This window comes from Microcystis sp. M53598_WE2, assembly GCF_030067735.1.
Classification (GTDB): Bacteria; Cyanobacteriota; Cyanobacteriia; order Cyanobacteriales; family Microcystaceae; genus Microcystis; species Microcystis aeruginosa.
The window spans coordinates 1-2,071 of the sequence record NZ_JASJFE010000694.1 but is presented as its reverse complement, the minus strand read 5'-3'; the positions used below and the strand labels follow the sequence as shown (position 1 = coordinate 2,071).

Here is a 2,071-nt window from a genome sequence, read left to right as displayed (position 1 = left end):
GATGCTTACACGCGATTGTTCATATTTTTGTACCAATTTAAGAGTCAATGATAATTGCTGATTGTCTGTATTTCTGCAAAGGTGAGATGCAGCCATTTAGCAGTCAGGAGGAAAATCGATTAACTTCGATAATTTCCGTATATTCAAAATTATTAGGACTGCGTTTCACTAGAGAATAATCAACACCATGAAGATGAATTAAATCCTCTTGACAATCCGCTTTCGGAGAATTATAAACTAACACATATTCTTTACCAATATAGGGAGAAATCTCGGTTTCTACTTCTCCTCTCCATTGAGTTTTTGTCACTAAAACAACTAACTGATTGGCTAATTTAGGAATAGCGATCGCAACTTGCCGACGATAGATATGATCAAGACTACCAAAAGGAGAATCCATCACCAGAGGAAAAGTGCTGCTATCAATTCCCATCAAAGTATTTTTCTGACTCCATTCTCGCACTCGATCGATAATTCCCCCGATAAAAGATAAACTGAGAATCTGATTTTCTCCGGTAGAAGCTGCCACGGGAATGGCAAATCCTGTGGTATTTTCTAATAATCTTACCTCGTAATCGGGACTAATACGGGGAATATAGGGAGTAAAAGAAATTGAGCTGAAGATTTCCTGTACCCGTTTTTCTAAGGACAAACGAAACTGATTTTCTAATCTCTGTCTTACCTCACTAATGCGATTAATTGCCTCTTGAGTCGCTAAAATACGTCGTTGTCCTAAATTAGATTTTTCCTCTTTTTGTTGCTGTTTTTGTACCTGTTTTTGCAGGGATTCTAACTCTTTTTCATAGATATCTAGTTGATTTTTATTGCTGCCCTGTTCCAAGCGTAAATCTTTTAGGGAATCCTCGATCGCATCTAAGCGAGATTGCAGATTTTTAATATCTTCATCGGGATAATGGCGAAATTTATCCCGCACTTCATCTAATTCTGATTCTACTAAAGATAATTCTAAGCGCCATTGGTGAATATTAGCTTGATAATTATCCACTTCTTGCCAAAAATCTAAGACTCGTTTATCTATTTCTTTGACTGTGGAAGATAAGCGAATGGCCGCTTCTTCCACATCGGCCATTCCTGCTTTATTCATCCAATCTTGTACCTGTAAATAAGCTTGGCTATTCTCCTGTAATTCCTGACCACAAATACATTTCTTTCGCTCTAATAATTGTTGGACAAATTGCTGTTTGATACCACTGGGTAATTCCCCTTGTTGTCGCAGGCGATCAATTAATTGCTGAAAATTTTGATTAATTTCTTTTAAAAAGACTTGATAAGCTTGCTGGGAAATTAATTTCTTTAACTTATCCTTAGTTCTGACTAAATCTTGCCGCAGATTTCTTTCCTGTTGTTCTAATTTTTCTTTTAACTGTTTTAATTCCTCGGCACCACTTAACTCTAGCAAGCGATTAGTCACGGACTTTTTTAATTCTTCCTGCTGGGATAACTGGTTAATAATATCCTGCTGACGCTGTTTTAATTTCTCGAAATCCTGCTCGATTTTACTTTCCTGTTTCAATAACTTTTTTAAATCCGATTCACCTAAATCTTTAAGCTCATCTTGTAAAGATTTTTTGGCTTTTTTTAAATGCTCGATCGCTCGATCTAATACTTTAACTCCCAATAATTCTTTTGTATCCTCGGCGATTTTACCTTGGCTACTACTGCGAAATTGATGATCGATATATTCCCCATCAAAAAAGAAATAACGGTGTAAACTTTCGGGTAAAATTTGATTAATAATATCCTCTGGTGGTTGATTGGGTGTGTACCAATTGCCATCATCACCAGCGTAGAGCATATATAAACTATTTTGACCGTATTTAATTTTACTATTTACATCTTGATAGGCGAAAAATTTTCGTTTTACCTGATAGCGTTTATTTTCATGTTCAAAGTTTACTTCTGCGGAACATTCTAGGGAGGTCCCCGTGCTTACCTCCGTAATTGCCCGTTTATTAACTAATAACTCTGGTTCGGCAAAAGCTGCCGTAAATTTTTCATAAAGAACCCAGGTACAAGCATTTAAAATTGTTGTTTTTCCTGCCCCATTATT

Annotated in this window: 1 protein-coding gene; it reads right to left on the bottom strand. The window is 36.3% G+C overall.

The window, feature by feature from the left end; translation table 11 throughout:
* Window positions 1-103: 103 nt before the first annotated feature.
* The coding region (locus PX636_RS14135; protein WP_288117627.1) for an AAA family ATPase at window positions 104-2,071 on the bottom strand (1,968 nt) is incomplete at its 5' end.